The organism is Bacteroides salyersiae (assembly GCF_031172035.1).
Classification (GTDB): Bacteria; Bacteroidota; Bacteroidia; order Bacteroidales; family Bacteroidaceae; genus Bacteroides; species Bacteroides salyersiae.
In genome coordinates, this window is record NZ_CP133452.1 from 3959868 (window position 1) to 3986700 (window position 26833).

The following is a 26833-nucleotide window of genomic DNA, read 5'->3' on the forward strand; positions in this document are numbered from 1 at the left end:
ATGGCAGCAAGGCCTCCCTCGTTGCCAGTCACCTTTCACTAATTCTCTTGTCGCTAATCGCTTGTCACTAATTCACTTGTCACTGTTCATCACCTCTTCCAGCGTGATGCCCAGTACATCGCAAAGAATGGCCTCACGGGCATACAACCCGTTTTGCGCCTGCTGGAAATAATAGGCTTTGGGGCTTTCGTCCACATCATAGGCAATCTCGTTGACACGGGGCAACGGATGCAGGATACGGAGGTTCGGCCGTGTGTTTTCGAGCATCCGGGCGCGAAGGATATACACGTTTTTCACCCGTTCGTATTCCATGAGATCGGTGAAACGTTCGCGTTGTACACGGGTCATATACAAGATATCCGCTTCGGCAATCGTCTCTTCCGTAAAGTCGGTATGCTCCACATATTTTATATCGTGCTCTTTGCAATAAATCTTGTATTCTTCCGGCATTTTCAGTTCATCGGGAGCGATAAAATGGAAAGTCGGATTGAAGTGGCGCATGGCCATCAGCAGTGAATGAACGGTACGTCCGTACTTGAGGTCGCCCACCAGATAAATATTCAGATTCTCGAGCGTTCCCTGCGTTTTGTAGATGGAGTAGAGGTCGAGCATCGTTTGCGAGGGGTGCTGGTTGGCACCGTCACCGGCATTTACGATCGGAATCGCCGTCACCTCGCTGGCATATCGCGCCGCCCCTTCCAGATAGTGCCGCATCACGATGATATCGGCATAATTACTTACCATTTTGATGGTATCTTTCAGCGTTTCCCCTTTAGACGAGCTGGTGGCTTTGGGGTCAGTGAAACCGATAACACGTGCACCGAGCCGGTTGGCCGCTGTTTCAAAACTCAGACGGGTGCGGGTGGAGGGTTCGAAGAACAGGGTTGCCACTACTTTGCCTTCGAGCAGCCGGCGGTTGGGATGTTGTTCAAATTGTTTCGCCATTTCGAGCATATAGAGAATTTTCTCTTTCGAATGTTCGGCAATGGTTACTAAACTTCTGTTTTCCATTCTGTTATCTTTAATATTGATAGAACTTGTTTTCAGACTGTAAAGATAGAGATAAAATGCGGCATCCACAACAAAATAAAAAGCAAAGTTATGCTTTTTTTCTGCCGGCGACGGTCTCTTGGCCGTGCCACAAGGAATTGGTAATGATCCATGCCGGACCGACGTGCTTCTTTTCATGACTTTTCTGTTTTTTGGCTGCATTGATTGATGCGGCAAATATAGGGTGCTTTTTCATCGATGCTGTTATTGATTTCGATAACAAATAAAAAACGGCTCGCACGCACTCTTTCTTGAGAGAGAGTTATTTATATTCTTCTCTTCTCTTCTTTACGCGCGTTTCGCGCGAGCGCGTTAGTGAACCAAAACAACATTGAGTGTCAGCAAGTTATGCAAACAGCTCGAGGGCAAATCCTTAGAGACTACCCCCTCGTTGATCGCGTTTCTCCTCGCAAATGCCTCGAACTTGCGAGGAGAAACACTGTAAAAACAACCGGAATTCCGCTTGATAATCGTAGGGAATTTATCGTTTTTTTCTTCTCAAATTTGCATACTTCAACATCCGGTTTGGCAATCCGCCGTATTTCCATAAGCACATTATTCGCACTCTCCGGACACAGCGCTTAAAGTAATCATGCACCGTCCTTAAAACCGATATGCACCGTACCCGGAGCTTCGATGCATCATCCTTGAAAGCAGTATGCACCGTCCTTGCGTTTTCCCGTCCGAAAGGTATCCTGCCATCCTGTATATTTCTCCGTGCGGAAGCATCACTTTTTTTTGCGCATTCGCTAAATTATGACTAACTTTGCACATTCAATAACCAGATAATTCGTAATCAGACATAATGATAAAAAAAATAATAAAATTCCTCTGGATTTTTCTTGTAATAATAGTTTTGCTCTGTGTGGGTATTTTCACCTCTATCTCCAACGGCTGGATCGGCTATATGCCTCCCGTGGAAGAACTTGAGAATCCGGATTATAAATTTGCCGCCGAGATATTTTCGGAAGACGGGAAGGTGCTCGGCACATTCTCATTGCAAAAGAACAATCGCGTTTACAGCAGTTATGCCGATCTGTCACCTGCCATCATCCATGCGCTGATCGCTACCGAAGACGTGCGCTTCACCGAGCATTCGGGCATCGATGCCAAAGCACTTTTCCGCGCGCTGGTGAAACGCGGCATCTTGTTGCAGAAAAGCGCCGGTGGCGGCAGCACGCTCTCGCAGCAGCTTGCCAAACAGCTCTTCACGGAAAAAGTGGCGAGCAACACCCTCCAGCGCCTGCTTCAAAAACCGATCGAATGGGTGATTGCCGTAAAGCTGGAACGTTACTACACCAAAGAGGAAATCCTGACCATGTATCTCAACAAGTTCGACTTTCTGAATAATGCGGTCGGCATCAAGACGGCCTCCCAGACCTACTTTGGCTGCGAACCGAAAGACCTGAAAATCGAAGAAGCCGCCATGCTGGTAGGCATGTGCCAGAATCCGTCTCTATACAATCCGGTATCCCGGAACGAAAAGATACGCAAAAATGCCTTGGGACGCCGAAACGTAGTACTCGGCCAAATAGAAAAGGCCGGATTCATCACTGCCGCAGAACGTGATTCATTGCAGGCATTGCCATTAAAACTGACTTACAACCGGGTGGATCACAAAGAGGGCCTTGCCACTTACTTCCGCGAATACCTGCGTGGAGTGATGACCGCCAACAAACCGGACAAGAGCAACTACCGGGGATGGCAGATGCAAAAATTCTATGAAGATTCGCTTGATTGGGAAACCAACCCTCTGTATGGATGGTGTGCCAAAAACCGGAAAAAAGACGGTTCGAACTACAATATCTACACAGACGGACTGAAGATTTATACAACCATCGATTCGCGCATGCAAAAGTATGCGGAGGATGCGGTGGAGGAGCACTTGAAAGAGTTGCAGGCACAATTCTTCAAAGAGAAAAAAGGACGCTCAAAAGCCCCGTACAGCAACAATCTGACACAGGCACAGGTAGACGAAATCCTGCAAAGGACCTTAAAGCAAACAGACCGTTACCGCTTGATGAAAAAGGCGGGAGCTTCGGAAGCGGAGATCAAAAAGGCATTCGATACGCCCGAAGAGATGTCCGTATTCAGTTGGACCGGCGAAAAGGATACCCTGATGACTCCGATGGATTCCATTAAATATTACAAACATTTCCTACGTGCCGGCTTCATGTCGATGAATCCGTTCAACGGGCATGTGAAAGCCTACGTCGGTGGCCCCAACTATACTTATTTCCAATATGACATGGCCATGGTAGGCCGTCGCCAGGTGGGTTCTACGATCAAGCCGTATCTCTACGCATATGCCATGGAAAACGGTTTCTCACCCTGCGACGAAACCCGTCATGTGGAACAGACCTTACTGGATGAAAACGGTATTCCCTGGACGCCGCGCAACAGTACCAAGAAACGTTACGGCGAGCTCGTCACACTGAAATGGGGATTGGCTAATTCCAGCAACTGGGTATCTGCATATCTGATGAGTAAACTGAATCCGTATGCAATGGTCCGTCTGATCCACAGTTTCGGTGTCCGCAACAAAGAGATCATGCCGACCGTGTCGCTTGCTCTCGGCCCATGCGAAATTTCAGTAGGGGAGATGGTGAGTGCATACACCGCATTTGCCAACAAGGGTATCCGTGTAGCCCCTCTGTTCGTTACCCGCATCGAAGACAGCGAGGGTAATGTGCTTGCTACTTTCTCTCCGCAAATGGAAGAGGTCATCAGTGCATCGAGCGCATACAAAATGCTGGTGATGCTTCGTGCCGTTATCAACGAAGGAACCGGTGGACGTGTACGCAGCCGCTACGGCATCACAGCCGATATGGGCGGTAAGACGGGAACTACCAATTCCAATTCCGACGGCTGGTTTATGGGATTCATTCCCTCTCTGGTGTCCGGCTGCTGGGTAGGAGGTGAGGAACGTGATATCCATTTCGACACCATGACCTACGGACAGGGTGCTTCTTTGGCATTGCCGATTTGGGCCAAATACATGAACAAGGTATTTGCCGACCCTACTTTGGGATACGATCCGACAGAGGAATTCCAACTGCCCGAGGGGTTTGATCCATGTGCCGGTTCGGAAGTAGGATATGACGATTCCGGTGATACGGGACTTGACGATCTTTTTAATTGATTCTGCTTTGAGTGCTTGTCTCATATGTATCGGCAGTAATGATCACCGGAAGGAGAACCTTCTTCTGGCACGTCAAAATTTGTATGCTCTGTTTCCTTCCATCTACTTTGCAACAGAAATGGAGACAGAGCCGCTATATTTAAAGAATACCGCGCGCTTCTCCAATCAAGTGGCCTTGTTTGTCACTGCAATGGAAAAAGAAGCCGTCGTGAATGCACTGAAAGAAATCGAAATGAAAGCCGGACGCCGCCCCGAAGATAAGACGGCAGAAAAAATTCCTCTGGATATAGACTTGTTGGTGTATGGCAATGAAATACTGAAGCCGAAAGATCTGAGACGGGAGTATATCCAGAAAGGAGTGGAAGAATTAGGCACTCTCTTGGCAAGAGAGGAAGTAGGAGAGTGCCCAAGAGAGTAGTCAGTAGAGTAGTCAAGTAGTTAAGTAGTCAAGTAGTAAGTAGATGAATAGTAATAAGTAGCCAAGAGAGTAGTTAAGTAGTCAAGTAGTTAAGTAGTAAGTAGATGAATAGTAATAAGTAGTCAAGCAGATAAGCAGTAAGTAGATGATCTTCAGTCAAATAATCCGGTAGAAAGTAGACAAATGGTTGAAATAATTCAAGCCGTTAAATAGATATCTCATAGAATGAATCTATCCTACTTAACTACTCTGACTACTTAACTACTTGACTACTAAATAACATAAAGATATGAAATTTTTAGGAATCATTCCTGCCCGTTATGCCTCTACGCGGTTTCCGGCAAAGCCATTGGCCATGCTTGGAGGGAAAACCGTGATACAACGTGTGTACGAGCAGGTGGCCGGTGTGCTTGACGATGCATACATGGCCACAGACGATGAACGTATCGAAGCTGCCGTAAAAGCATTCGGCGGAAAAGTAGTGATGACATCCGTGCACCACAAAAGCGGAACAGACCGTTGCTACGAAGCAATGGTAAAGATAGGACAGGGGTTCGATGTAATAGTCAACATACAAGGAGACGAACCTTTTATCCAGCCGTCGCAACTGCATGCTATAAAAGCCTGTTTTGACGATGCCGCCACACAGATCGCCACATTGGTAAAACCATTCAGTGCGGATGCCCCGTTGGAAGCTCTGGAAAATGCCAACTCCCCGAAAGTAGTGGTCAGTGCCAATTGGAATGCCTTGTATTTCAGCCGTTCCGTCATACCCTACCTGCGTGGCGTGGATAAATCGGAATGGCTTCGCCGCCATACTTTCTACAAACATATCGGACTTTACGCTTACCGTGCGGAAGTATTGAAAGAGATCACTTCTCTTCCGCAATCCTCTTTGGAACTGGCGGAATCTTTGGAACAACTCCGTTGGCTGGAGAATGGCTATACGATCAAGGTAGGCATCAGCGAAGTGGAAACGATCGGTATCGACACCCCCGAAGACCTCGCACGCGCGGAAGCATTCCTGAAAAACCGGAAAATAATCTGACAAACCAATGATAAACAGATCACTGCAACCCGAGATACAGGACCTGGACAATCTGACTGTCCCGCTTCCCCGACGGACCACACTCTCCAACGGCATACCTCTTGCCATAATCGATGCCGGAGAGCAGGACGTGGTTCGTATGGATATTCTTTTTGCCGGTGGCAGATGGCAACAGGCACACAAGCTGCAAGCCCTTTTCACCAACCGGATGCTTCGCGAAGGATCACGGAAATACACCGCCGCCGATATTGCGGAAAAACTGGATTACTATGGAGCATGGCTGGAGTTGTCGAGCTCTTCCGAGTATGCCTATATCACCCTGTATTCCCTGAACAAATATTTTGCAGAAACACTCGAAATAATAGAATCGATCCTCAAGGAACCCACTTTCCCGGAAAAAGAGCTGAATACCGTGCTGGATGCCAATATCCAGCAATTCCTCGTCAATTCGTCCAAAGTGGATTTCCTTGCCCAGAGAAGCCTGCTGAAGACATTGTATGGCCCCGGGCATCCTTGCGGGCGGCTGATTGAAGAGACGGATTACCGGCTGGTAACCCCCGACATGCTCCGCGAATTTTATAATGAATATTACCATTCGGACAATTGTGCCGTTTTCTTATCCGGAAAAATCACGGATGAAATCATCCGCCGGGTAGAATCCGCTTTCGATGCTCCTTTCGGCAACCGGCAGCATTCTTTTATTAAGAAAGAATACACGATCTCCACTTCTACAGAAAAACGGATATTCACGGAACAGGACGATGCCCTGCAAAGTGCCGTCAAATTAGGAACCGTCACCATCCCCCGGCAACACCCCGATTACTTGAAACTACGGGTATTGATGACTCTCTTCGGCGGATATTTCGGCAGCCGCCTGATGTCTAATATCCGGGAAGACAAGGGATACACCTACGGCATCTCGGCCGGTACCATGTTCTATCCCGATAGCGGCATTCTGCTTATCAGCACGGAAACGGACAATGAATACGTCGAACCTCTGATTCGTGAAATCTACCATGAAATAGACAAGTTGCATACCGGAACGGTATCGGAAGCCGAGCTGTCCATGGTCCGCAATTATATGTTGGGGGAAATGTGCCGCAACTACGAATCGCCTTTCTCATTGGCAGATGCCTGGATGTTTATCCATACCTCCGGACTGGACGATGCTTATTTCACCCGTTCGCTGCAGGCCGTCAAGGAGGTCACACCCGAAGAGATCAGAGAACTGGCCAATCGCTATTTGTGCAAAGAGACATTAAAAGAGGTCATAGCTGGTAAAAAGTTATCATAAAAAGGTAGCAAAGTCGCATGTTTTGGTTGATAAATCGTATCTTTGTACACAACACATGTAATCTGTAAACAGTAATTTGTATAAATCAATGAAATATCTATATACTGCACTCATATTGGTTTTTCTCTCTCAAGAAGGCGCTGTGGCGCAAAGCAAGGGGGGCTTCTTTGGTAAAATTAAAGACACCTTCTCCACAGAAATCAAAATCGGAAACTATACGTTCAAAGACGGTTCCGTATACACCGGAGAGATGAAAGGCAGAAAGCCTAACGGTAAAGGGAAAACCGTTTTCAAGAATGGCGATGTCTACGAAGGCGAATACGTAAAAGGGAAAAGAGAGGGCTTCGGCACCTATATCTTCCCGGACGGAGAGAAATATGAAGGCCAGTGGTTTCAGGACCAACAGCACGGAAAGGGTATTTTCTACTTCATGAACAACAACCGCTACGATGGTATGTGGTTTCAAGACTACCAGCACGGAAAGGGTATCATGTATTATCACAACGGGGATGTTTATGAAGGCGACTGGGTGAATGACAAGCGCGAAGGCGAAGGGACATATACCTGGAAAGACGGCTCCAAATATGTAGGAACCTGGAAAAACGACAAGAAAGACGGTAAAGGGGTGCTGGCTTGGAGCAACGGCTGCAAATACGACGGAGAATGGAAGAATGATGTCCGCGAAGGCAAAGGTACATTCGAATATACCAACGGAGAAAAATATGTAGGCGACTGGGTAGACGATCTGCAACATGGCAAGGGCGTATTCTATTTAGGAGGCGACCGCTACGAAGGTGCGTATATCCAAGGCGAACGTACCGGAGCCGGTGTTTACTACCATGCCAACGGCGACAAATACGTAGGCAATTTCAGAAACGGCATGCAGGATGGCGAAGGTACATTCACTTGGGCTACCGGAGCTGTATACAAAGGTCACTGGAAAGAAAACAAACGTAGCGGGCACGGAAAATACACCTGGAGCAACGGCGACAGCTATGAGGGAGAATGGGAAAACAACCAGCCCAACGGAGAAGGAATATTAATCCTCACCAACGGAATGAAATACAAAGGCGGCTTTGTAAACGGCCTGGAAGAAGGAAAAGGTATCCAGGAAGATAAAGACGGAAATCGCTATGAAGGCTTTTTCAAACAAGGTAAAAAACACGGCCCGTTTGTAGAAAAAAACAGCAAAGGAGAAGTAACCCGGAAAGGAACATACAAATTCGGAAGGCTGGAATGAGTCAAGAAAGTAGCCAAGAAAGTAGTCAAGTAGTAAAGTAGTTAAGTAGTAAGTAGGGGATACTCCGTAAATGGGGTAGCAGTACAGAAGAAATAGTCAATAGGTCAGATAGATCAATCAATTTACAAATAAAATGAAAGCCAACTAATTCGCAATGGATCAGTTGGCTTTCTCATATCTTAAGATCAAATATATCTCAAAAAGAATCAAGTAATAAATAGTCACAGAATGAATCCATTCTACTTAACTACTAAACTACTTACTACTTAACTACTTGACTACTTACTACTTGACTACTTAACTACTAAATAATATACTGTGAACTGATTGATTCGTTGTTTACCACACGTTTGATTGTTTCGGCAAACATATCGGCAATACTTAACTGTTTCACTTTAGCGCATTTTTTAGCATAGGGGATACTGTCGGTAAATACCATTTCGGTAAGACCGGATTCCTGCACACGGAAAGATGCCGGATCTGACATTACACAGTGGCTGGCAATAGCACGGACAGATGCGGCTCCGGCTTCCAGCATAATGTTGGCAGCTTTCGTAATGGTACCGGCCGTATCTACAATATCGTCAATCAATACTACATTCTTACCCTTCACATCACCGATGATCTGCATGGAAGCTACTTCATTGGCTTTTTCACGCGATTTATTGCAAAGCACCAAAGGCACACCCAGATATTTAGAGAATGTACTTGCACGTTTGGAACCACCCACGTCCGGCGTGGCAATAACCAGATCTTCAAGGTGTAATGACTGTATATAAGGCAGGAATACAGCCGACGCATACAGGTGGTCTACCGGTATGTTAAAGAATCCCTGAATCTGATCGGCATGAAGGTCCATTGTTATCAAACGGTCGATGCCGGCCACCGAAAGCAGATCGGCCACCAGTTTAGCGCCGATAGAGACACGAGGTTTGTCTTTTCTGTCTTGACGTGCCCAACCAAAATAAGGAATAACCGCAATTACGCTCTTTGCCGATGCTCTTTTTGCCGCATCTATCATCAAGAGCAGTTCCATTAAATTGTCTGAGTTAGGGAATGTGGATTGAACCAGGAATACATGTGAACCACGGATTGATTCTTCATAAGAAACAGCAAACTCGCCATCTGCAAAATGGGTGATGTTCATGTTTCCTAAAGGACAATTGAGGCTGGCGCAGATTTTCTCTGCCAGGTATCTCGAATTGGTTCCCGAGAATACCATAAAGGGTGCTTTTTCGCTCATTTTATAATAGTTGTTACCTATTTGTTAATTTGCGTGCAAAGGTATGAAATCTCCCGACAATCTAAAAGACTTATTGTAGAAAAAATATATATTCATTCTTATTTCACAGGAAATATTTGTAGATTTGCGAAAAGAATAATGGGCCGGTGAATAATGTGCCAATATGCCAATGTGATCAATGTGCCAATGCCGTGCGGTATATTGCCACGGCGCAGCCAATTGGCACATTGATCACATTGGCATATTGGCACATTATTTTATTGGCACATTAGCACATTGAATAATTATTGATAATGAATCATCGTACTCCTTTGTATATCTTATGCGTGCTGTTGTTGACGGCATTTTTCTCATGCGTCGGCACAGCACCGACCAAAGAGGTGCGCTTTATCGATTCTTTAAACCGGCGGGCATATGCTTACCGTTATAAAAACCTTGATTCGTCTTATCTTCCGGCAGAACAGGCATACGGACAGGCACGCCTTTACCAACAGGGGAAAGCGGAGGCATGCAACAATCTGGGTTTTTGTGCTTTTATGCAAATGGACTTTGAACGTGCCGAAAAAATATATAAGGAGGTGTATGGCCTTACCAAAAACGAGCTGGAACTGCTCATTGCCGATATAGGGCTGATGAAAATCTATCAGCGCACAGGCATGAATAAAGAATATTATGACTACCGTAACAGCGCCGTCCGGCGAATGAAACGTATTCGTGAAGACAGCACCGTGTTCACCGACAAATATGAAATGCTGCGTGTGAATTTCGCCTTTACGGAATTTTTCATCGTTTCCGCCGTCTATTACTATTATCTCCAGCAACGCCCCGAAGCAATGGCTTCGCTCGATAAAATCCCCCAGGACGAATCCTTACGGGCAGATACCAGCCAATACCTGTATTTTCATTACATCAAAGGATCGGCTTCTTTGTGCGATGGAGATACGCCGGACGAACGTAAACTCGGTGAATTCGACGAGCTCTACACCACTTGGCGGTTGGCTTCCCGGAAAGGGTATCTCTATTTTGCCGGAAACGGTATGCAGGGATTGGCCGACCGGCTGACCCCAAAAGATAATTTCGAACTGTTTCTTTCCAGACGTCCGCACGCCCTGAAACAGTTGGGTATGCCCGTCGATTCCCTACTGCCGTTGAGATTGGCAGAGAAAGCGCTGGAAATATTCAGAGAATATGACGATCTGTATCAGATAGCCGGTGCATACGTCTCCATCGGAAAATATCTGAATGCCCACGGCCGCTATTCCGAAGCCCTCGATTCGCTGAGCAAAGCCCTGAAATGTGTCAATCAGCATCATCTTCTATATTACCACCACGCTACGGATACGCTGGACAAGTTGCAGCCTTTTGTAAAGGCAGATACGATTTTCACCGAGATGACGTGGATAGGGCAGGAACGGGTGAAGACCGTGCCTGAATGGATATCCCGTATCCGCGAACAACTCAGCGTCTCTTACGCCGGTTTGGGTATGAAGCCGGAATCCGATTATAACCGGAATATCTATCTGGATATCCTGAACGATACCCGTCAGGACAAAGAACTGGAAAGCCGCTACGCTTATCTGGAAGCGGAATCGAAGCAACTGAATATCGTACTTTTCTTTGTTGCGGTGGGATTGCTGTTGGTTGTCATTTTATTCTGGATCTTCAATAAGCGTTCTAAAGTAAGAAACCGTATCTATACGGAGCGGTTACAACAAACCCTGACATTATGCCGGGATATAACGGCTTCCATCCCAATGAATCTTCCTCTTGTTCAGGAAGGGATCGACCGCCTGTTCGGGCCGAACAGGATAATTCTTGAAGTCAATGAAGAGGGCAAAGCAAGTTTCATCCCCAAACACCGGTTAAACCGCGACGAACAGGCCCTGATACATGTACTGACTCCCTATGTGGATTGGGCTATGGACAACGAACAGACCATCGCTTCGCTGAGCGACGAACGCAACCAATTGGAAAAGCAACGGTATGTCTACGAACAACACATTGCTGCCAACAAACGCCAGAACCTGATAAAAAAGGCATGCCTTGCCATTGTCAACGGCATCAATCCCTATATCGACCGCATACTCAACGAGGTACGCAAACTGACGGACAAAGGATTTATCAATGATCCGCTTATCAAAAAAGAAAAATACCAGTACATCGACGAACTGGTAACCACCATCAACGAATACAATGACATCCTCGCCTTGTGGATCAAAATGAAACAAGGTACACTGAGCCTGAACATCGAGACTTTCAGCCTGAACGAGCTTTTCGAACTCCTGTCAAAAGGCCGGAGGGCATTCGAAATGAAAAGACAGACACTCGATATAGAGCCGGCTCCAATTTTAGTGAAAGCCGACAAGGCCCTGACTCTTTTCATGATAAATACACTGGCCGAAAATGCCCGGAAATATACTCCCGAAGGAGGAGTCGTGCGAATCTATGCCCGTCAGACAGAGGAATACGTGGAAATATCGGTGGAAGATAACGGACGCGGCCTTTCGGCCGAAGACGTATCCTGCATCATCGGCGAGAAAGTATACGATTCGCGCGCCATCGGCATGAACGTCACGAAAACCGCCGAAGACGCGGAAGCCCTGCGGTTGAGCAAGGGGAGCGGCTTCGGACTGATGAATTGCAAAGGGATTATTGAGAAATACCGTAAAACAAACAACCTGTTCCGGGTGTGCATGTTCAACGTGGAAAGCGAACCGGGACATGGAAGCCGGTTTTATTTCCGGCTGCCATTGGGAATACGTAAGGCCATAGGTGTACTATTGTGCATCCTACTGCCTGCTTACATGTTTTCTTCCTGCACCGGAGGGACAGGACAGGCTACCGGTCCGGTGACAGGCGATTCTATCGCAACGGTAACGGATCCGGATTATGAAACTCTGCTCAATGAAGCATCCGACTATGCCAATGCCGCCTATTTTGCCAACGTAGACGGGTATTACGAAGATGCGCTGGTATATGCCGATTCGGCCATCATGATATTGAACAGGCATTATGAAAAATATGCCCGCCATCCGCAGAAATATATGAAACTGGTCGGCGAAGAAATACCCGCCGAACTGACTTGGTGGAACGAAATGTTCGATTCGGACTTCCATGCCATCCTGGATGTGCGGAATGAAGCAGCCGTCGCTTTTCTGGCACTGAAACAGTTGAAAGGATACAACTATAACAATGCAGCTTTCACGGCACTCTACAAATTGCAGAGCGAAGACCAGTCATTGGAAGGATATTGCCGCGAACTGGAGCGTTCCACTACCAATAAGATTGTAGGAGTTATCCTCTGTATTCTGCTATTCGTCATCTCGCTGGCCGGTTACTATCTCATCTATATACGCAAGCGTTTGCTCAACAGGCTCAATCTGGAACAGATTCTCGAAATCAATAAAAAAGTATTTGCTTCTTCCCTGATCCGTGCGCAGGAATCTGCCGAAGCCTTGCAACGCGAAGAGGATACCTTGAAAGAAATCCCCCAACGGCTGGTCAATGAGGCTTTCGACTCCATCAACGAGTTGCTTACAATCGACCGGCTCAGCCTTGCCGTATACAATGAAACGACACACCGGCTCGAATTTGCCTCCAATCCCGGACTTGAAAGGATGCCGGAACTTATGCAGCAATGTTTCAACGGACAGCAATATCTGTCCGACGGGCTTTCACAAGCCATTCCGCTGGTGGTGGATGCCGGTGGAGAACATCAATGTGTAGGCGTACTCTATCTGGAACGCCGGGAAGGGACAACGCAGGAAACAGACCGTCTGCTGTTCGAGTTGGTGGCCCGCTATGTGGCCATCGTGGTGTTTAATGCAGTAGTCAAACTGGCAATAAAGTACCGTGACATCGAATCGGCACACGAAGAAGCGCAACGTGCCTCGTGGGAAGACAGCATGCTGCATGTGCAAAATATGGTGCTCGACAATTGCCTTTCGACGATCAAGCACGAAACGATATACTACCCCAACAAAATCAAACAGATCGTAGGACGCCTGAATACACAAAACCTTTCGGAAGAGGAAGAACGGGAAAATGTAGAAGCCATCAGCGAATTGATAGAATATTACAAAGGTATTTTTACCATACTGAGTTCGTGCGCTGCCCGGCAATTGGAAGAGGTAACCTTCCGCCGCAGCACGATTTCCGTAGCCGACCTGTGCGAATATGCCGTGAAATATTTCCGGAAAGCAAGCAAAGGGAAAACAAGCCGGATCGAATTTCTGACGGAGCCGATAGAAAAAAGAATCATCGGAGACATCAACCAGCTTCGTTTTCTTCTTGAAAATCTGATCGACGAAGCGCTCACCGTCCATGAAGACGGGATATTAAAATTGCATGCTGCAGAAGACGGGAATTACATCCGTTTCCTCTTTACCGATACGCGTCGCGAAAAGAGTGTGGACGAACTCAATAAGTTATTCTATCCCAATCTGGCCCGAATGACCTCCGGTGAGAAAGGGGAACTGAGGGGAACGGAATACCTGATATGCAAACAGATCATCCGGGACCATGATGAATTTGCCGGACGCCGCGGATGCCGTATCAATGCCGAACCGGCACAGAAAGGAGGCTTTACCGTTTACTTCACTCTACCGAAACGGTAATGACAACCGATGTAAAGCCACATAACAATATATCTAATGAGTCATAACAATATATGTAACGAAACGATGGAAGATAAGAAATTTAAAGTAATTATCGTAGAAGATGTAAAACTCGAATTGAAAGGCACGGAGGAGATATTCCGCCACGAAATACCCAATGCGGAAGTAATCGGAACCGCCATGACCGAAGCCGAATTCTGGCCGTTGATAGAAGCCCGGCTACCGGATCTGGTACTGCTCGATCTCGGTTTGGGAGGCTCGACAACAATCGGAGTCGATATCTGCTGCAATATATTCAAACGATACAAAGGAGTTCGTGTACTTATCTTTACCGGCGAAATATTGAACGAAAAACTCTGGGTCGATGTGTTGGATGCCGGTGCCGACGGCATTATCCTCAAAACAGGTGAGCTATTGACCAAAACAGACGTGCAGGCCGTAATGGATGGCAAAAAGCTGGTGTTCAATTATCCCATACTGGAAAAGATTGTGGACCGCTTCAAAGCGTCTGTTGCCAACGATGCAAAGCGTCAGGAAGCAGTTATCAATTATGATATAGACGAATACGACGAACGTTTCCTGCGCCATCTGGCACTGGGATACACCAAAGAGATGATCGCCAACCTCAAAGGCATGCCTTTTGGAGTAAAATCACTCGAAAAACGACAGAACGACTTGGTAGGCCGGCTGTTTCCGAACGGCGAGCGGGTAGGGGTGAATGCCACCCGTCTGGTAGTGCGTGCGCTCGAACTTCGAATTCTCGATCTTGACAACCTCGAAGCCGATGAAGAGTAGCAAATGGCGCATGCCCCATCCGGCCACTATGTTTTTTGTGCTCACGATGGTGGTCGTACTTCTTTCATGGATATTCGAAATCTATGGATTGAGTGTGACGCTGCCACAGACAGGAGAAGAGATCCGTGTGCAGAGCCTGCTCAGTCCGGAAGGGATTCGCTGGCTGTTACGGCACATGGTCACCAACTTCACCGGTTTTGCCCCTTTGGGGATGGTGATTGTAGCCATGTTCGGAATCGGTGTGGCACAGCATTCCGGATTTATAAATGCATGCATTCGTCATGGAATTCGTGGCAAGCAGGATAAAGACAAGATTATTCTCTGGGTGATCCTCCTCGGATTGCTTTCGAATGTAGTGGGTGATGCCGGTTATATTATTTTGCTTCCCATTGCCGCCACCTTGTTTCATTCCGTCGGTTTGCATCCGGTAGCCGGAATCATAACGGCTTATGCCTCTGTAGCCTGTGGATACAGTGCCAATATCGTATTGAGCACCATGGATCCGCTACTTGCCCGGACTACGGAAGAAGCTGCCGTGGCCGGCGGGATAGAACACGGTGATACAGGGCCGTTGTGCAACTATTATTTTATGTTTGCTTCTACCTTTCTCATAACGGCCGTAGCCTATTGGGTGACCCGCCGGAAGCTGCTTCCGGCAATGGGCACTTATGAAGGTAGCACGCACTTCGACGGTTATAAGCCACTCTCCCGCAAAGAACGCCGTGCTTTGACGATGGCGGTGATCGTGGGGGTGATTTATGTGGCTATCGTACTGTGGTCCACCTTTTCTTCTTATGGCATTTTACGCGGAGTAAGCGGTAACTTGATGCGATCTCCTTTCATTATGGGTATTTTATTCCTCCTGTCATTGGGAGCCGGGTTGATGGGTACGGTTTACGGTTTCAGCTCCGGTCGTTATCGCACGGATGCCGATGTCATAGACGGACTGGCCCAGCCGATGAAATTGTTAGGCGTTTATTTCGTCATCGCCTTCTTTGCGGCACAAATGTTCGCCTGTTTCGAATATTCGCACTTAGACAAATGCCTCGCCATTATGGGGGCCAATCTGCTCTCTTCTGTCGAGTTTGGCAATTTGCCTACCCTTGTTCTGTTTATCCTGTTCAGTGCCATGATAAACCTCATCATGGTATCCGCCACCTCCAAATGGACATTTATGGCTTTCATCTTTGTTCCTATATTTGCCAAAATGGGAGTTACGCCCGATGTGGTGCAATGTGCTTTCCGCATCGGAGACAGTGCCACCAATGCCATTACTCCCTTTTTATTTTATATGCCCTTAGTATTGACTTATATGCAGCAATACGATAAGCAATCCTCTTATCTCTCTCTTTTGAGGTATACATGGCGGTATTCTGTCTACATATTGATAAGCTGGACTTTGTTGTTTATTCTGTGGTATTTAACAGGCTTACCATTAGGTTTATAGCCTTTTCCCGGACAAATGGATACAAAAAAAGTATAGAAATGTTTTTGATATTTCACAAAAAGCATTACCTTTGCACCGCAATTAAGGATGGTTCCGTAGCTCAGCTGGATAGAGCAACGCCCTTCTAAGGCGTGGGTCAAGCGTTCGAATCGCTTCGGAATCACTATTAACATCCGGTAACAGTTAAATGTTATCGGATTTTTCTTTTAAATAGCTGATATTAAACGTTTTACTTTCGCCCCGTTTAACTTTTAATAACCTGCCTGTGTAGGCATATTTGTAGGCATATCCCCTCTACAGGCATAAAATAGGCATATAAAAATGACGGCAATAAGAGTTGTAAGACAAGGCAAAAAAGGCAAAACCGACCGGCTCCCCCTGTATGTGGAATTTTATATCAACCGTGAGAAAATAAGGATCGCGGTAAGGTTAAGTGTCACGTCCAAAGAATGGGACGAGCAAAACGAAGTGATAAAAGGCCGGGACAAAGAGAGTAAAGACAAAAATTTAATCATCTCAAACATCCGGTCACGTGTAAGCGACATATTTGTTCGTACCCGTCTTAAAAATGAGACGCTGACAAAAGAAAGTTTCTTCCGCCAGTATAACAATCCTTCCGATTTTGGTACCTTCTTTGATTTTGCACGGGTTTACCTCAAACAAATTAGCAAAACAATTTCTTTCGGTACCTGGAAACATCACGTTTCTATCATCAAGAAACTGGAAACATTCGCCCCCGGCCTTGTATTTTCAGAGATTACCCATGAATTTCTCCTGTCTTTCTTTGCATATCTTCGCAAAATAGGTAACATGGATTCTACGGCATGGCGTAACATGGCTACTATCAAAATATATGTAGGTGCCGCCATACGCGGCGGTTATATGGACCAGGACCCGTTCGCGGCCATAAAGATACGTCGCCCCAAAAGTGAAGTTATATACCTGACGGAAGAAGAACTCCTCCGTCTGACCGCCTTGTACCGGTCCGGCCGCCTGGAAGAATGTACCCAGAACGTACTCCGTTTTTTTCTGTTTCTTTGTTTTACTTCTTTGCATATAGGCGATGCAAAAGCATTGCAGATAAACCAGTTCATAGGGAATGAACTACACTACACACGAGGTAAGACCAAAATACCGGTAACTGTACCCTTATCGGACCCGGCACGTTATATTTATGAATATTACCGGGCCGGACGTACAAAAGGTAACTTGTTTATGAACCTTCCCACGGATCAGGATATAAACCGGGTATTGAAAACAATAGCCGGTAAAGTAGGAATAACAAAGGATATCAGTTCAAAGACCGGGCGGCATACATTCGCTACCTTGTATTATAAGAAAACACATGATATCGTAACGCTATCCCACCTTTTGGGACATAGTTCTATAACTATGACAATGGTTTACGCACATGCTCTGGAAGATGAACGCGAAGCGGGAATACACGCCTTTGATGATATGTTATAACTAAAAGAGTGAAGGGGGAACCGTATTTCCCGCTTCCCCCTTTCGCTTTTCTACTCCAACGTATAAACACTCCAGTCTATCGCCTTTTTAAGTTCCCAGCCTTCCTTTTGTGTCTCCTGTATATGTTTCACGGCACCGGTGTAAAACTCTTGTAGTTGCTGCATACTTGCAAACTCGTAAAACGTCGGGTTGTCTTCTTCCCCGAGCTTGAAAGTAACAGGAAGGTTTTCCCCGCCTGTCTGCAAGGCAAGATCGTACGCCGTCTTATAATTCATCTGGTTCTCCATGGAAAGCCAGACTTTCAGACCGTTCCATATGTACCCGCTTTCGATCGTGTCGGTTATCTTCCGGTTATACCATTCATTAATAACCGCCTTGATTTCTGCCAGTGCGGGTAGATGATCGAACGTCTCTTCCATGTAACTACGTTGGACTCCTTCTGCTGTCTCTGTTTCCTGGTAATCCCACGTAATGCGCCAGATTCCCCGGCGGCGGTTGGTACATCTTACCGGTTCCGCCTTGCTGTCTGCATAAATTCGTATCATTTCAAGTAAAATGTATAATTATCAATCCTTTTTCACTTACTTCACCTTCGCAATGTGCTTCAAAAGGCAGTTCTCCGTCTCTTGCCGCTGATTCACAAATGAAAAGGGTTTCCTCAAGGCTGGTAAAATACTTTCTCTCCTTGCCGTCGAGTTCCAGCTTTATAACAGTCCGGTTTCCGTTTTTCGTCGGAACATCCTTTTCATAATCAAGTACGATCACATCCTTGTTCATCAGTTCGGGCGACTTGATCCTTGCCCCGGTAAATCGTTTCCGTCCGTCTTTAGGCTTGTACTTGTAGCCCAAATCTTTTAATTTTTTCATTTTCTTTCCTGTTAGTTTATAAAATAAGTTCTTGCAATCAGCATGTTTTGTAAGCCCGTAAAATGAAGCGGTTAACTCCTGCCTACGTTTCTTGCTTTTAACCTTGTGCATCTTGCGGGCGAACTTTTGTTTGTTACGCTTCCTTAACCGCACATGATCCGGGCGGGTTACATATCCCAGAAAGTCGATACCTTCGGTAATCGGGAAAACGGTATCATTACTTTTAATCTCCAGGCGGGCTTTACGGGCCTGTTCATGAATGATATCCCTAACCTTCCAAAGGTATTTCTTGCTACCAGAAAGCACCAGACCGTCGTCACAATACCGGTAATAGTGTGCTACTGCCTCCTGATCCTTTAACCGGTGATCCAGATAAATAGACAGAAGCAAATTACAAAGCCCCTGCGATGATCTTAGTCCGATACTCACGCCTTTAGGCATCATGCGGATGCACTCTTCCAGGATTCCGATCAATATTTTATCCTTGAACATCTTTTTCACTGCATCCAGCAAAACGTCCTGGTCTACGCTCTCATAGAATTTCGTTATATCGAACTGGTACCCGAACAGGGTTCCTTCGGGATCATCCTTTATATCTTTAACGATATACTGTAAAAGGTCATGCGTTCCCCTGTTTTTAATGGATGCGGAAGTAGTCCGGATAAAACGTACTTTCAAATGCCGGTCCACCACATTCATAACGGCGTTAAGAACGATCCTGTCTTCCAGGGAAACCGATTGTACGATCCTTACTTTCGGCCCGTCGTCTACGGTCATTTCCCGATATCCTCCGAGCTTGAACCGCCCACTCCTGATCCGCTGCCTGATCCTCTCTACCGCCTTCGGGACATCCGCCAGTATTCTACGCCCGGCAAAGCTGCGCTTTCGTCTTCTTTTGCGCAATACCGTTTTTATGGCGTCCTCTATATTGGCGTCCTCGACAATCTCTTCTATAATATTATCTTCTCTCCACATGATAATTAAATCAGCCTTCAATTCCCCGGGCCGGGCTTCTTCGAAAAAACTTCCTACCAAACCCCATTGCCCTGCGCTTTATTTTTCCCCTTTCCAACCGTAAACGGCTGCTGTTGGCGAGGCTCATTCCTCTTGGCTCCACGCCGGGAACACGTTCCCACTGTTGTACGCCAATTTTCAAGGCTTATGCGCTTTTTCTTTATTCTAATTGTTTGCAAGCCGAACACCGATGTTCGCATTCGTGTTCGATGAATCGTTATTCGCGTTCGCATACGAAACACCGCCTAACGCGTTCGCGTTGTTGTTCGACCGATACACCACACGAGTGTATATGAGGAAATCCGCCTTTGTACTTTTCGGAAGTACCGGCGCCCGTCTTACTTTCCGGACGCCCGCGCTACCCGCACAACGTTTTACGTTGCTGTTTTTTCTCTTAATCTGCCTGATTTATGGCTTTAAAGGCCGCGACGCTGCCCGCCCAGCGTATTATGCCCCTGAAGGCAAGCCGAACACCGATGACCGCATACGTGAACGATGAATCGTAATACGCGTGCGCACACGAAACACCGCCCAACGCGCTCGCGTAGCTGCTCGACCGACACACCACACGAGAAAGACCGGTACCCACATAGAACCTATCGAACCAATGTGAGGAAGTGGAACCGCCTTCTTTAGCTGCAATCAAATCCATATACTGGCCCCAAACCATGTGGGTAGGATAAATATCCGCGTTATAAACAGTAATTCCCTGTACAATGCGTTCCGTTCCGTCCGGCATGGTAATAAACCACCTTCCGTCCGCCGCCGTCTTGTTTACTGTGACATACTGCAACCATTCCGCCTTGTTTCCCTGGAAATTCTCATATCCCAGCACATTGACGGACTGATAATTTACACCGTCCCGATAAGCACCTTCCGCCTGTGGATTGGAACCGCCCTTTTCCTTATAATAAGAAACCGTATCACGCATCCCCAGCGCATTGGTAAGGCCTGTCACTTTCTGGTAATTGTTTGTTCCATATCCGCAAACTCCCTGCGAATCGGTATTACCGTATTTAAAGAAATGCAGATTACCCACATCCTTGTGCATCTCCCAGTCGAACAGCTGGAAACCTTTGCCCCGATTCTGGGCGTATTTGACTGCCTGGCTCTGTGAAATGGTTCCTACACTTGAAACACCGCTGACAGAACGCAGCACATCATCAATCAGGTAGGCTTCATAAGCACCGCCCAGGCATTCCGTATGCTCTACCCAGTCCGGCTCGATCGCTTCCACACTTTCCGACGTTGTGAGTAAAACGAAATCGAAGGCCGCCGAATTAAGGAAAGTAAAGGCCAGGAAAGTAGCCCCTGCGGGAACAGCACAAAACAGGTACATACCATTAATAAAACCGTTCGCGTTTGAAACGCTTACCCGACTTACTATTTTGCCCGTATCATCTATAAATGCAGCCCCGTAAAGAGTGGAAGCCAGACCGGGGAAACGGACCTGCTTGTAATCCCGCACGTCCACCAGGGCGAACGATCCGGATTCGTATTCATTCTTCGCCTCTTCAAGGGTCGTGTAATCCGTATTCTTACGAATCCCGATCCCTTCCGTTACCTCCAGCTCTTCGCGGGTAAGTTTTACACTGGTGTACCCTGCCGCTGCCGGCGCATCCTCATTGCTTGAAATAAAACCGTACAGACATTGGTTCAGCACGTCCGTTACTCCCTTGTACCAGTAATGAGGCTCATATACGTAAACTTCGCCTTCCGATCCGGTTAATACTGCATCCGTGGCGTTCTCCACGCTGTCACTGTCGGCGTATTTGTTCCGGCTCTCATCATGAAGCGGATAACAGGTCATTTCACCCTCCGCCGTCTTTTTGGCCAGAACGCAATGTCTTTTCGCCAACACCTCCAGGATATGGGAAGACGGGGTAAATTCCGTATTATAGTCATATCCGGTAGAGTTATCCAGGTTTGTAATCTTTTCCCCGTCCTCTACCGTCTGGTCTATTTTTATGCAGACAAACTGCGGCTGAATGATATTCAGTTCCGGGAAGTGCGCACAGGTGGCGGCGTACTCTTCGTCCGACATGGACTGGGTCAGCCGGTACGTACCCACCAGGCGGCACGTCTGCACGTTTCCCCCGTCTTCATCAACACCGCCCATTGTCATAAGCCCGCGAAGCAAACTTCCGTCCCCGTCCATATCTATACCGGTAATTCGTAGATAGCTGGTCGCGCTGCATTGCTGTAACAACGTGTTCCAGTCGATCAGGCTACAGTTATCAATCACAAGGCGCGTGATATTTGCCGTGCTTTCCAGCTGCAGCCCTGCATTGGTCAGTTTGTTCAGGTACCGGAGCTCCAGCGTCTGCAAAGTTGCGGGAAGGACGCAAACGGCCAGAGGCGCACCGCCGGCGAATGTCACACCGGTAAGGGATGTATCACCGGCCAGGAAGGTTTCAAGTTTGGTGTTGCTTGAAAGGTCCATACCGGTAAAGGAAGAGGATTTAAGCCCGGATATGTCGAGTTGTCGAAGGTTACGGCAATTACCCACCAGAAGGGCATTAAGTGTCATCTGTCCGGCCTCACAGCTAACATTCAGTTCACGCAAGGCCGTACAGTTGTTCAGGTTCAACGTGCCGACAATGGCGTGGGCTACATCCGTCAGATCAAGCCCGCGAATACGGCTTGCACCGTAGAAATATTGCGGATCGTTTACTATTAAATCCGTGTCCATTGTCAGTTCCACCACAGCCCCGGCCGTTTCTGCAAGTACCGCGCTTTGGTGCGGTGTTCCGGACGTGTAACCGTACCCGTAATAATACCGTTCGGAGGCCGTAATCCGAATTTTCCGGTTATCGCTGCCGAACTTATACCCGAAATAAGCTGCGAAGCTGTCACGACGATAAGTACCGGCCACGTATTGACTATCCAGAAGGGCGAAACGGTTCTGAATGGTATAAGTACGGTGCGCGTAACGGCTTCCCTGCAAGGCATACAGATAATTATAATAACTGGTTCCGCTGCCGGTTGTCACCCCTTCGGTAAGCGGAAGGATATATTTATATTCCGAATCCTTGTTATAAATCCGCTCGCACCAGTTGCCCATTTGTTCCTCGTTAAATACTTGCAGGACATATTCAAGGCTCATATTGCTACGCAAGGTTTCCGCCACTTCACGCAATTTGTCCGGACAAGATCGTACCAGTTCCCATAAAACGGAATCATGGCCGGCAAAAGCATAACTACCGATACTATCGTCAAAACTTTCGTGGGTAATGGTATATTCGTATTTCAGTACCGAATCATTACGCACACCGAACAACGTGTCCATATCGTAAGGAAGGAAATACCAGATCAGGCCGTCCCAGGTCGCCAGCATCATATTTTTTGCCCGGTTATCCACGGCCATAAAGTAATCGGTAATCAGATACCATGCAAACGGGCTGTCATTACCGAAATACTGGTTATATTCCGCCAGGAACTTGGCGGGATTACCTTTACATGAATCTACCCAGTTCCAAAGTCTTATAACTGCCGCCTTGTCGTCCTCGTGTGCATCCGCCCAGGTAGTATCTGCTTTGAAACGAAATTCCAGCGCATCATCAAAAGAAGACATGTCGGTAGTCCCGAACAAACAAAGGGCCTCGGAGTTATTCAGGAACTCCAGACAGATACATTTGTTACGCTGCCCGTTCAGGGACGCTTCGTCGTTGAATCCTTCAATTCCTTCAAAACCGTAAATGATCGCACTTTCCGACTTCTCATTATTGAAATTGTATTTTCCCAGATAAGTATTCGTACCGGTGCCGTCGTTATCATAAAACAGGTCCATAGGGAAACCGTCTACACCTATACGTACGTCATATTCCCCCTTATATGCAGCCTGCGGCGGCGTCAACCACCCGCACTTCTTCCAAATGTCATTCACAATACGCACCGCACCGGTATTATGTGTACCGGAAGAATCGGAAAAGTCCGCTTTCAAACAGAATATACTGATCGGCCGTGCTCCCGGTTTGAAACTGTATTCAAGAGACGGCACATCCACGCCGTTAACTTCCAGCGTGGTACCGTATTTCTCCAAGCGCAAGAAATAAAGACGGTAATTCTTACGCGGATAAGTGGTGGATGATGTACCTTGTATTCTTAGACCGACATTCCTTGCTACAAAGTCATACTCCTTACCGTACGGGCTATAAAAATAGATATCGACCGGGACCTCGAATTTCTTGTTATTGGTGGCGTTGACAAGGTTCACATCGCCGACAATTCGCATAACCGCCTTTCCTTGGGCGCGTAGCTTGTCTATGTCGATATCCGTACCGTTGTCCCCCGTAACATCGTTCTTTTCAAATAACAGGACCATTTCGTCCGACGTAGTCCGGTCTACCATGTAATTGTTCAGTTCTTCATCATCCGTAAGCGCACGGTTATAAATACGGAAATTCCTGATCTCCACATCCGCCGTATCACTGAATAAACGGATGTTCACCGGTTCCGCCTGCAGTAGTCCTTCGGTAGCCCCATACTGTACAGCCCCGCAACGGATTCCGTTTACATAAAGTTCCAGCAACCGTTTGCCAGCCTTGGACCCGACAATAAAGGCTATTTTCAGGTTCATATCACTTGCAAACTTTGTACTTACTTCCGTACCGCCAGAAACACGCATAAGGGCCTGCTCCGTTGTCATTTGGAAACCGATATCGCCGGCCATACAGTCCAGTATTACCCCCTGCCGGTCCGTTACCGACGAACAAAGAATCTCCATTTCATAGGTAGCCCCGGTAGTGGTTGCATCTGTGGAGAACGGCTGGTACCCGATTTCAATCTTCGCGCCTCCTGTAAGTTTCAGGGCGTCACCCGTCCAGCCGTTGCTGTTCCAGTCGAAACCCGCAAACGTTGTATGTATGTCGCCATAATCCCAGGCTCCCGGATCGGATTCACTGTTACTCCGCCCGGCTGCCGAAAGTTTCAGTACAAGCCCGGCAGTAGTTTCTTGCAAGTCGATGCCGCTTTCCGTCACGTCGATATAAAACGGGTATTCCGTGGCTCCCGTCTTAAATTTCATATTGATTTCACCCTGTTCCGTAAAACGGTTGGTATATGTCTGCGTAGTACGGGCCACACTGACAGACTGCGTTTTCACCCCGTCCCGGTAAACGTCCACTTTGGCCGGCGTCGCGGCGGGATCATAAGCCACAAAGTTAAATTTCACCTGTTCGTACTGCCCCGCTTCCAGGCGCGGAACAAGATGATCCTCCGTAAAAATACGGCCGTCCGGAAAACTTATCATCGTGCCGATGAACGGTGCCGATCCTCCGGATTTCAGGATATCAATGTAGATACTTTCAGACTTTAACACGAGCTCGGCGGAAGCCTCCATTTCGGCAACCATTTGAACGGTATTCCGACCGGTTACAAGCGAAGACGGGGACAAACTGAAACTGCCGTTTGTCGTTCCCGATCTTGTAATGGTGTGCGCGTTCTGTTGCTGGCCGTTCAGATAAAGCGTGACGACCTTTGTTCCGGAACCGTTGACGGCATAAGGAATATTAATCGTATCGGCCAGCGTATAACCGCCAGCGGCTATGGCCCCGGCCAGATTATAAGAGCTGGTAAGGGAAAGGCTGACAACCTTTACGGATGTAAATGCCTGCCGGGTTTGTTTCTTGCCAGTAGTCGGATCGGTAGTGGTTGCCACTACGTAAATATCCGTGTTTCCCACAAGCAAGTAACTTGAAAGGTCCAGTTCGTAACTACCTTTAGAAACATCGCTGACTGTTTGGGAATACATGGTAGTTGTTCCACGCCTAATCGTAACGGTTATATCTGCCTTTTGCCCGGTGGATTCCCCTTTTTCGTCCCCCGTGGTGTACTGGTGATCGTACGTATAAGTAAGACGGGCGTTTCCGCCTTCCTTGATTATGGTGTTATCTACAGCCGCATTTAAGGCAATTTTAGTAGCCACCGTTTCGCCGGAACCTCCACCGGAACCGGCCGGGATATCCACGGCGGTAATTTCCGCGCCGCTTTTGTTCTGGAAAGACAGACGGACGGATGTTTCATCCTCGCTTACTTCCGCATTTACATTAAACAGCGTGGAAGCGTCCACCTCGTTAAAACGGGCGGTTACTACCTTGTTTTCTACCGGATTGGTAGAATCGGCGGACAAAGTCTCGTCCACTTCCAGGATATCCACGTTTACATTCACATTACCGGCCGCGTCCGGCGTCTGCTTCTCGCCGTTTACCGTTACACTCTTTACCGTTCCTTTGCCGCCGAACTCTTCCCAGCTCGCCTCCTGATCCCAGACAGCCGGATCGGTTCCGGCAAATTGCCACGTCTCCCATTTACCGAGCGATGTTTCAAAGGTGATAACACGCCCCCGGCCGCGTTGTTTTTCCGGTACCGCGGCAATGGCGGAAGCAAGAGTATAGAAACCTTCTGCAAGTGGTATGTTACCGGTTACGTTATAAGTATTCCCGCCGGCCGAACCGCCGCTGCCGAAATCCTCCCACTTTTCGACATTTTCAAAATCCGTGTCCGGATTACCTCTAAATTGTTTCGTCACCCAGCCGTCGGCAGTAAGAAAAGAAAGGATTACACCGTTTTTCCGTACATTGTTAATCTTTCCCGCCGTTTTCAATGCTGCAAATACCCCCGACAGATCACTATAAACGGTACCGGCGTTCAAAAGGTTGTTTACATTGGTAAAGGTGGAAGACAGACGCCCGTCCGTTTCCTGTAACCCCTGTTTCATTTTGTCACGGTCTATCTGCAATGTGCTTATGTCATCGGAACAACTGGTTATATCCTGGGACAAACTTTTCAGTTTTCCCCAAAGGGAACCGTCTTCACTCTCCGAACCGTCTTCACTGCCGATACGGGCGTTAATATCAGCCAGCAATGCGGCAAGCGAATCACTGTCTTTAAGCCCGTTCAGAAAATTAAGAATCTCGTTAAAGTTGTCGATTGCCTGCGAAGCGTTGTTACCGACAAGTCGGTCGATACGTAAAGAAACGGCGTCTATAGCCTTCTGTAATGCTGCATCGGCGGCAATGCGGGCGGCTTCCTCCGCCTCGACTTCCTTACCCTGGGAAACCAGTTTCAGGTGTTCGTTCAAGAAGCCAAGAACCGCCGCCACCATTTGGTTAGTAACGCTTTCCGCGTCCTCCGCGGTTTCAATGACTATAATAAGATCATCGATATACTCCTGTGTTGCCATATAGATACA

Annotated in this window: 15 protein-coding genes and 1 tRNA gene; 10 read left to right on the forward strand and 6 right to left on the reverse strand. The window is 47.4% G+C overall.

Features of this window, described 5'->3' with window-relative positions:
* Window positions 1-72 precede the first annotated feature (72 nt).
* Window positions 73-1011, reverse strand: coding sequence for an aspartate carbamoyltransferase (pyrB, locus tag RB604_RS14770; protein ID WP_025819039.1), 939 nt, complete (start codon window positions 1009-1011; stop codon window positions 73-75).
* Window positions 1012-1099: 88 nt separating this feature from the next.
* Window positions 1100-1246, reverse strand: a complete 147-nt coding sequence (locus tag RB604_RS14775) for a hypothetical protein (RefSeq protein ID WP_153837714.1) — start codon at window positions 1244-1246, stop codon at window positions 1100-1102.
* 609 nt (window positions 1247-1855) lie between these two features.
* Here RB604_RS14775 and RB604_RS14780 point away from each other — a divergent pair.
* The 5 genes from RB604_RS14780 (at window position 1856) to RB604_RS14800 (ending at window position 8192) form a co-directional block, all read left to right on the forward strand.
* On the forward strand, window positions 1856-4192 hold the full coding sequence (locus RB604_RS14780) for a transglycosylase domain-containing protein (RefSeq protein ID WP_055294713.1): 2337 nt from the start codon (window positions 1856-1858) through the stop codon (window positions 4190-4192).
* Window positions 4193-4199: 7 nt separating this feature from the next.
* Entirely contained in the window at window positions 4200-4610 is a 411-nt protein-coding gene (locus tag RB604_RS14785; RefSeq protein ID WP_182422689.1) for a 2-amino-4-hydroxy-6-hydroxymethyldihydropteridine diphosphokinase, read from the forward strand.
* Window positions 4611-4899: 289 nt separating this feature from the next.
* A complete protein-coding gene (kdsB, locus tag RB604_RS14790; RefSeq protein WP_055294715.1) occupies window positions 4900-5658 on the forward strand; it encodes a 3-deoxy-manno-octulosonate cytidylyltransferase in 759 nt (252 codons plus the stop codon).
* A 10-nt stretch (window positions 5659-5668) separates the two neighbouring features.
* On the forward strand, window positions 5669-6952 hold the full coding sequence (locus RB604_RS14795) for a M16 family metallopeptidase (protein ID WP_025819044.1): 1284 nt from the start codon (window positions 5669-5671) through the stop codon (window positions 6950-6952).
* An 88-nt stretch (window positions 6953-7040) separates the two neighbouring features.
* Window positions 7041-8192 (forward strand): MORN repeat-containing protein, encoded by a 1152-nt coding sequence (locus tag RB604_RS14800; protein ID WP_005932053.1) that lies wholly within the window; start codon window positions 7041-7043, stop codon window positions 8190-8192.
* Between the two features lie 304 nt (window positions 8193-8496).
* Here RB604_RS14800 and RB604_RS14805 read toward each other — a convergent pair whose 3' ends face one another.
* Window positions 8497-9435 carry a ribose-phosphate pyrophosphokinase gene (locus RB604_RS14805; RefSeq protein ID WP_005932052.1) on the reverse strand — a complete coding sequence of 313 codons (939 nt, stop codon included), beginning with the start codon at window positions 9433-9435 and terminating at the stop codon, window positions 8497-8499.
* A gap of 293 nt (window positions 9436-9728) precedes the next feature.
* On the opposite strand from RB604_RS14805, the gene RB604_RS14810 reads away from it, so the two are divergent.
* The 5 genes from RB604_RS14810 to RB604_RS14830 all read left to right on the forward strand — a co-directional run bounded on the left by RB604_RS14810 (window position 9729) and on the right by RB604_RS14830 (window position 17760).
* A complete protein-coding gene (locus RB604_RS14810; protein ID WP_055294717.1) occupies window positions 9729-14051 on the forward strand; it encodes a DUF5113 domain-containing protein in 4323 nt (1440 codons plus the stop codon).
* A 66-nt stretch (window positions 14052-14117) separates the two neighbouring features.
* Window positions 14118-14846, forward strand: a complete 729-nt coding sequence (locus tag RB604_RS14815; RefSeq protein WP_055294721.1) for a DUF5932 domain-containing protein — start codon at window positions 14118-14120, stop codon at window positions 14844-14846.
* The gene (locus tag RB604_RS14820) at window positions 14836-16293 is read left to right on the forward strand and encodes an AbgT family transporter (RefSeq protein ID WP_044094005.1); all 1458 of its coding nucleotides are present in this window, start codon (window positions 14836-14838) and stop codon (window positions 16291-16293) included. Before RB604_RS14815 ends, RB604_RS14820 begins: the two co-directional genes overlap by 11 nt.
* 89 nt (window positions 16294-16382) lie before the next feature.
* Window positions 16383-16456: transfer RNA gene (locus tag RB604_RS14825), tRNA-Arg, on the forward strand.
* A gap of 158 nt (window positions 16457-16614) precedes the next feature.
* Window positions 16615-17760: a site-specific integrase gene (locus RB604_RS14830; RefSeq protein ID WP_117683877.1), complete on the forward strand. Its 1146-nt coding sequence runs from the start codon at window positions 16615-16617 to the stop codon at window positions 17758-17760.
* A 50-nt stretch (window positions 17761-17810) separates the two neighbouring features.
* On the opposite strand, the gene RB604_RS14835 is transcribed toward RB604_RS14830, so the two are convergent.
* The 3 genes from RB604_RS14835 to RB604_RS14845 form a co-directional block, all read right to left on the reverse strand.
* Complete coding sequence (locus RB604_RS14835; protein WP_117683876.1) at window positions 17811-18305, reverse strand: DUF4376 domain-containing protein; 495 nt, start codon at window positions 18303-18305, stop codon at window positions 17811-17813.
* Window position 18306: 1 nt separating this feature from the next.
* Window positions 18307-19602, reverse strand: coding sequence for a DUF8468 domain-containing protein (locus tag RB604_RS14840; RefSeq protein WP_117683889.1), 1296 nt, complete (start codon window positions 19600-19602; stop codon window positions 18307-18309).
* A gap of 433 nt (window positions 19603-20035) precedes the next feature.
* Window positions 20036-26824: a leucine-rich repeat domain-containing protein gene (locus RB604_RS14845; RefSeq protein ID WP_309005640.1), complete on the reverse strand. Its 6789-nt coding sequence runs from the start codon at window positions 26822-26824 to the stop codon at window positions 20036-20038.
* Window positions 26825-26833: the final 9 nt, after the last annotated feature.